This is a genomic window from Azospirillum sp. B4, assembly GCF_000333275.1.
Taxonomy (GTDB): Bacteria; Pseudomonadota; Alphaproteobacteria; order Azospirillales; family Azospirillaceae; genus Nitrospirillum.
This window is the reverse complement of sequence record NZ_BACU01000296.1, coordinates 1-6,455: the sequence shown is the minus strand read 5'-3', so window position 1 is coordinate 6,455 and position 6,455 is coordinate 1. Positions and strand designations below refer to the sequence as shown.

The following is a 6,455-nucleotide window of genomic DNA, read 5'->3' as shown; positions in this document are numbered from 1 at the left end:
CATCCTGCAGCCCCTGCGACCGTGCGGCGGCCTCCACAGCCGTCAAGGTCGCTTCGCTGCAGATTTCAGCCGCCTGCCACCGGCTTTTCAATTCTGTCAGCGCGAGTTCCGGCACTCCCTTGTCTGACAGCCAGCGTTGGGCCGCAGGATCGGCTTGGCCTGCCCGGTAGAGACGATCCACCAGTACGTCCCGGCGATGCCGGGACCGTGGCCAGGGCATGTATTTAAGGCAGTCCCCACAAGCCTCGTCGAACTTTTCCAGAGCCCGAATTTCAGCAGTGAGAGCATGCTCGTAGGTTTCAAGCGCTTTCTCCGGCCGGTTCTCCCGGTCACCTGCGACCGAATGCGGCTGAGACGCCTGATCCATCATGATGCTGCCCCCTCAATAACCCACCGGATTATAGGGGATATAGCATTCAGCGCCATATTAACTTGTGGTAGCTCATCCAAAAAACGGCCGCTTCGCTCCCACTTTTCCAAATAACTTATGGTAGCTCATACAAGGCTCTGATGTATCTGGGGAACCGCTGGAGCAAATCGCCCAAGGTGGAACAGCCTCTGGGTGGAAGCTGCTCGCGGAAAGACTCGGCCATAGCAGGCTATGGTTCCCGTTAATCGCAAACCGCTATAGTCGAGGGATGTGGGTGGGATGCCTGGGAAATACGGGCCAGGCCTGGTCAGCGCTGGATCACCGAAAGATAATTCTTGAGGGCGGAGATGATCTCGTCGACACACTTCTGCCAATCCCGGGACAGGCGAGTAGGGCCGCGGTTGTCACCATGGACCTTGCCAAGGCGTTCCGGCTCGCTCACCAGGCGGGAGATGGCTGTTTCCAGATCTTCCGTCTTGGCGATGCGGATCAGGGCGAGCGCCACCTTGTTATGAGCGGCGAACAGGCCGCGGCAGGCATCGGCCAGCCCCTCGCGCGCGGTCCGTTCGGCACTCGGCACCGGACCACGGGGCAGCCCAGGGAATGTGCGCCGGCGCTTGGCCTCATCCCGCAGGACCTCCAGTCCCTTCTGAAGCTCGACCCAGGTTTCCTGCCCCCGGCGTTCGGTGAGCAACATCTCGCGGGTCACCGAGGTCAGGTCAGCCAAATCCTTGGGCGATAGCTCAGCCAGATCCTTACGCTGCAGCGCAAGGATTTCCTGCCCAACGGGCAGATGTTGGTCGGGCACATAGAAGGGGAGATCCTTGTCAACCCGGTAGAAACCGCTGAGCATGTGTTGCAGCATGCGTTCCTGGCGCTCATATTCTTCGAGGCGCCCCTTAGCCTTATCCCTCTCACCGGATTTAAGCAGCTTGCGTAACCGCGCGGCTTGGCCTTCTAGGGAGTCGTAAGGGGCACTGGGAATTTTCTTATTGCTGTCCTTGCTTGACACCATTGCTTCCACTCCCCCTGACCCGGGAAGCTCATCCCCAATCGGGCCGAATAGTCCCTCTAGGTCAGTGGCATAGCCGCCGCCGCCAAAAGCCCGGCCTTGGACGGACGCGCCACCGACTTGGCCATCGCTGGCGGCATTGCTACCCCATTTTGAATGAAAATCCATCAAATTTCCGTGCCTCGGATGCTTTCTTGACAAGCCAAATACCCGTCATCTCTGCCGGGAAGCGGATTTCTACATAAGAAAACTCAGCTCAAACCTTACCGCTGTTCTTTCACTGATCAAGCTACATAAACGCCAAAATCGGTGACAAAACTGTGCATATCCCATGGTAGCTATTTTTCAAAAGTCCGCACGGAGGAGCCCGCGATCGAGTTTTTAATGTTGTTTATTAGCGAATTAACTCGCATTCCCCAGACTTAGCTAACCAGTCATAGGCGGTCACTGAACCAGTTTTCTTGTGGTAGCTTGTGATTCGAGATAGCATGGAATGCCTTCTGGTTTTTCATCAAATTTGAAGCATCTCCGCACGCCCAGAGGAGAGTTACTGGGATTTCCATGCACTGAACTCCCTTTCTCTTTTTTCGCGAAATGCAGGAAAAAAAATCCCACTTTGAGAGATCGTCGCTGTGCTCTTGATTGCAGATAATCGATGTCGCTCAACCTTTGGCATCACCCCTCCCGCTGGCTTGTACGGCGCCTCCGCGGCTTGGCGTCCGGATGGGGTTATCCGGTGAAAACCTGTTCCATCTATCGCCAGCCTGTCCAGGGGATGGTGCGCCGCGCCATCTCGGCGGCGATCATCTCGGGTCTGCCTTGCGTCATGAGCCCTGGACTGGCCGCTACGCCGATGTCCGACAGGGGTGCTTGCGGTCTTGCCATGGACACGGTGCTGGAGGCGGGACGGCGTCTCGGCCAGCCTGTCCCCTCCTGGGTTCTGAATGCCATGATCAAGCTCGAGAGCGGTTATGAGCCCTGGGCCCTGAATGTCGCGCGACAGAGGGTCTACCCCACGCCCTCCAGCAGGCAAGAGGCGGTCCGGATAGCGGAGGCGGCCTTGAAGGAGGGCAAGAGCGTCGACGTCGGATGCTCCCAATTGAATATCCGTTGGCACGGCGCCCAATTCAGCAGGCTTGAGGAAATGCTGGATCCCGTCAGCAACGTCGCCTATGCCGCCAGCACCATCCGTGACCTGGCGCGGCGCCATCAATGGGACTGGGGGGCCGCCCTCGGTTATTACCACAACAGCGATGCCCTGCTGCGGGCTGCTTACCTGTGCCACGCCCGCCATCAGATCAACCATGCCGTGAACTGCGACCGACTTGACACAAACGTGGCGCGGCGCCGCTCCAACGGGCCGGGAAATCCATCACCTACCGGTGCCCCGGCGCGGCTCGACGCCAATCCCGCCACCGAAGGCGTCATCGGATCCGTCGAAAGCCTGGCCAGCACCAGGGCCAGGGCCATTGCCGCACAGTTCTCCTCCCGGCCGCCTACAAAGGGCCGAAGCGCCTCAGGCGGATAGGGAGGCTGAGGTGGAACCCAAAATCCAAGTTCATGCAGACAGAGAACCCGGAGGGGCTTGCCCATGAGAACCGTCGTCCTTTTCGAAAAGGGAACTGCTGCCGCCATTGGCGCCGCGGCCCTCGGCCCGGCGTCTCGAAAAATCGATCCCGACAAACAGGCCGATGTGAAATGGCTGGAAAGCGCCGGTCAGATCGAGTGCAAGAACAACACGGTCGTGGTGGTTGCCCGGGGCCATCTCCTCGAACCTATGGAACCGGACGAATTCGATGCCAAATGGGCCGGCAGCTGGAAATTCTCTCAACTCCCCATCGCTCCCGCCGAGCTGCGGTATCGTCCATCCCGGGATGAACGGGGGTCTGACGCCTTCGCCCGCGGCAGGCTGCGCCTCATCGGGGAGCTTCTCAAGGGAGCCGACCGGCTGGTCATCGCGACCGACATGGACCGCGCCGGCGAGGCGATCGCCTACAACATCATCGATCACCTGAAGTGGCGCGGCCGGACACAGCGCCTGCGCATGAAGGACACGACGGTGGACGGCTTCCCGGCCTTCTGGAAGGAGATGGAGTCAGATCCCAACAGTGCCGCGCGCTACGAGCCGCTGGCTTGGGAAGAACGGGCGCGGACCCATGAGGATTACGTGAACGGCATGACGGCCAGCCGGGGGGCCAGCCTGAAGTTGAAGCCCCCCGAATTGGGATTCAGGGAAAGCTACAATTCCGGCAACGTCATGTCACCGGTGGTGGGCCTTCTCGCCAAGCTGGAGGATCGCATCAGGGCCTTTAAGCCCAGGGACTTCTTCGTCATACAGGCGGATGTCGACACCGAGCGGCGGCACCAGGTGATGCTCAGCTATGAACCCAGGGAGGAGGAGAGCCGCTTGTGGTACCGGGAGGAGGCCGAGGCCATCGCGGCGGCGGCCAAGGGCCACAAGGGCGCCCTGCAGGTTGAAACCAAACCTGTTAACGAAGGCCCGCCCAGGCCATACAATACCGCGGCGATCCACAAGGCGGCTGGAGCGGTCTTCAAGTTTTCCCCAGACAAGACCCAGAAGATCATTGAGGGGCTCTACCTCGAGGGGTTCATCACCTATCCCCGAACGCCGGGGGTCTTCTACCCGGAAGCGCGTATCGGTCAGGTTCCCACCATCGCCCGCAATTTGGGTCAGGTCTTCCCCGCCCTCTCCAACGTGGCTGGTACTGTCGCACACCAGGCCGTCGTCCGCCGAGGCAGCCGGTACAACGATGCCAAGGCAGCGGCGCATCAGGGCATCATGCCGACCACCAAGAAGCCCGTCGGCCTGACGGAGGATCAGGTCAAGGTCTACCAATTGATCGCGCGCAATTGGCTGTCGCAGCATCTTCCCGACGCTGTGGATCTGAGGACCTCCATCAAATTGCCCATCCCCTTCCCGGCGTCGGTGAAGAGGGAGGGCTCCCTCGTTCTATCGGCCACGGGATCGGTGGAGCAGGATCCCGGGTGGCGGATTGCCGATGCCGGGCATGGCTCCAAATCCAGGGATAAGCGCCTCCCGCCCGTCAAGGACGGGGAGGGAGCCCTGGTAACAGACGCGTTCGTAGAGCAGCGGCGTACTGAACCGCCCAAGCGTATCAAGCTGGTTGACCTGACCTCCGTCATGGCAAAGCTCATCGACCACCTCGACCAGTTCGTCTCCGATCCCGCAGAGCTGAAGCGGCTCAAGAACGCCTTGAAGACCGATGACCCGGACAACCCCAAAGGCCTGGGCAGCCCTTCAACATACGCCCCTATTTCGAAGAAGGTTCGCGACGAGGGCTTCGTCCGGGAGGAAAAGGGTTTTGTCGTCCCCACCGCGAAAGGCTTCATCAAGGTGGCTTCCTGGGAGGGCTGCTACCCCACCCAGGTTGACCCCGTGACGCGGGCCGAAACCGAGTTCGAACTTTCCCACATCGGGAACAGCCGGTCACCGGCAGAGGCCAGGCAGCGTTACCAGCAATATTGCGAAGCGGCCAATCGCCGGGCCGCAGCCATGACACAAGCCCTGGAAAGCGCCGGGCCGGTGGTTCCGGACCATGTCAGCGTGGAACGGGCCGTCAGCCCCAAGATGGCGAAGTTTGCCAAGGACATGGCTGCCAGGTCGGGAGTCAAGCTGGACAAGGCCACACTGGGAAGCTTCGACAAGCTTAAGTCCTTCGTCGATACCCACAAGGAAACCGACGAGGAGCGACAGGTCCGCACGCCGAAGCAAACCGACGCCATCACCAAGCTTGCCCCCTTGGTGGGCTATAAGTTGCCTGAAGGATGGGAGAAGACGATGTCCCGCCAGGACGCCATCAAGGCCCTGGACGCGATGGGCAAGCTCATGAAAGAGGGCGTAAGGGTGGACGGGACCCCCATACCTCCCACCCAGGGGCAAGTTTCAGCGATAACCAACATGACCGGTTTGGCCGCCAAGCGCGGCATCACGGCTCCGGATCCGAAGTCGATGACCTTCAAGACCGCCAGCGAATTCTGGACCAGATGAAGCAGACCGACGTGCCGCGAAGCCCCCGGGGCCGGCCCTCGGGTGCCGGCGAGGGAAGAGGCGGCGGCGGGTTTTCACGCTCGGGCGGTGGGGGAAAGTATCGGCGCCGGGCCGGCGCTGAGCGTTAAGAAACAATTCGAGAAAAGTTGGCGAGGGGTTCACGTATCTCAATCGAGCGTGAACCCCAGTGTGGCCGCGGCGCGGTCCAGGTTGGCCAGATAGACGGCCTTGAGGTCCGGGGTCGCGGAGTGGTAGCGCCCAAGGGCCTCCCGCCTGTTCCCCTTGGCGGCTTTCAGTTTTTCCGCCAGCAGGGCGGCGCCGGCGGTGACATTGAAGCACCCATCGTCGCGCACGAGCTGGTGGACCACGTCAACCGGGAAACCCGTCAGACCCGCGATCCAGGGCCAACTGCCCTCATTGATCTGCATGGGTCCGCAGTCCAGGGTCGGGTGCCCGTTTCGGTCGTCATGACGCACGCATTCTCCGACATGGGCACCCGCCCCTACGTACCTGCCCCAGCCGCCCCGGGATTCCGTTTCCATGATGACCAGCAGCGCCATCACGAACCAGTCCCTGGACTGGCCGCCCGCGTAGGCGGCGGCGGCGGAAGTCAAGCACGCGGGCGTCACCGGTATCCTTGGACCAGCACCGTGTTCGATGACCGTTGCGGCCGCCGCCGGCGGTCCGACCATCCATGATGACAGGCATCCCAAAGTCAGGACGGAACGCCGGAGCAAGGCCGCTAGGGCTTTCACTGTCCCCTCACCAAACCGCGGCGGGACAGGACCTCCAGGACCAGGGTCAGGAGGATGGAGAGCAGGATGGCGATCAATACCCAGATCACAAGCTGCGGCCGAAGGAGAATGGCGAGGCCACTGATCACGGCGGTCACCACCAGTAACCCGCCCTGCACGCGGGCGTACCGGCCGTCTCGGGATCCCGGGCGGAATTTGCTCCCACCCCAGACGAGCAGAACGATCAAGATGAGTGCGACCATGGATTGATGGTTGTCGGCCATTGGATTTGCCCCGTCATGGATTGGG

Annotated in this window: 6 protein-coding genes; 2 read left to right on the top strand and 4 right to left on the bottom strand. The window is 61.3% G+C overall.

Annotation, left to right across the window (positions count from 1 at the left end; translation table 11 throughout):
- The coding region (locus tag I55_RS35895) for a hypothetical protein (protein ID WP_148293705.1) at positions 1 to 370 on the bottom strand (370 nt) is incomplete at its 3' end.
- Positions 371 to 677: 307 nt separating this feature from the next.
- The gene (locus I55_RS35890) at positions 678 to 1,550 is read right to left on the bottom strand and encodes a hypothetical protein (RefSeq protein ID WP_148293704.1); all 873 of its coding nucleotides are present in this window, start codon (positions 1,548 to 1,550) and stop codon (positions 678 to 680) included.
- Positions 1,551 to 2,118: 568 nt separating this feature from the next.
- On the opposite strand from I55_RS35890, the gene I55_RS33060 reads away from it, so the two are divergent.
- Positions 2,119 to 2,910 carry a lytic transglycosylase domain-containing protein gene (locus tag I55_RS33060; protein ID WP_148293703.1) on the top strand — a complete coding sequence of 264 codons (792 nt, stop codon included), beginning with the start codon at positions 2,119 to 2,121 and terminating at the stop codon, positions 2,908 to 2,910.
- A 63-nt stretch (positions 2,911 to 2,973) separates the two neighbouring features.
- Entirely contained in the window at positions 2,974 to 5,412 is a 2,439-nt protein-coding gene (locus I55_RS13435; RefSeq protein ID WP_044561089.1) for a DNA topoisomerase, read from the top strand.
- 167 nt (positions 5,413 to 5,579) lie between these two features.
- Here the strand turns inward: I55_RS13435 and I55_RS13430 are convergent, their stop codons facing one another.
- Together I55_RS13430 and I55_RS13425 are read right to left on the bottom strand one after the other, a co-directional pair.
- Positions 5,580 to 5,972, bottom strand: a complete 393-nt coding sequence (locus tag I55_RS13430) for a lytic transglycosylase domain-containing protein (protein ID WP_148293702.1) — start codon at positions 5,970 to 5,972, stop codon at positions 5,580 to 5,582.
- 191 nt (positions 5,973 to 6,163) lie between these two features.
- Positions 6,164 to 6,455: hypothetical protein (locus I55_RS13425; protein ID WP_211100311.1), on the bottom strand; the 292-nt coding region annotated here is incomplete at its 5' end.